The sequence below is a fragment of the Sutterella massiliensis genome (genome assembly GCF_016899755.1).
GTDB lineage: Bacteria > Pseudomonadota > Gammaproteobacteria > Burkholderiales > Burkholderiaceae_F > Sutterella > Sutterella massiliensis.
In genome coordinates, this window is record NZ_JACJJC010000414.1 from 1 (window position 1) to 274 (window position 274).

The 274-nt window shown below is 55.1% G+C and carries 1 protein-coding gene; it reads left to right on the top strand.

Features of this window, described 5'->3' with window-relative positions; translation table 11 throughout:
• The coding region (locus tag H6A60_RS13135) for a hypothetical protein (RefSeq protein ID WP_205105309.1) at positions 1-274 on the top strand (274 nt) is incomplete at both ends.

Here is a 274-nt window from a genome sequence, read left to right on the forward strand (position 1 = left end):
CTCCTCGAGCGACGAAGCCGATTTCACGGATCTGCTCAACGACTATCTGAAGCTCAACACGGTCAATTCCGATGCCGAACAAACGCTGACGCAGGACGGCCGCGATGTGGCGATCGTTACGCGCGGCTTCGGCAGCAGCGGTCATGACGAAGTCTTCGGCGTTGAACAGAACGATTCTTCGGCTTGGGATCTTTATCTCAACTACCACGTCTCGAAGATCGAACTGATCGATTCGGAAAACACGCAGGGTCTGCTCATCACGAATGACGAGGCC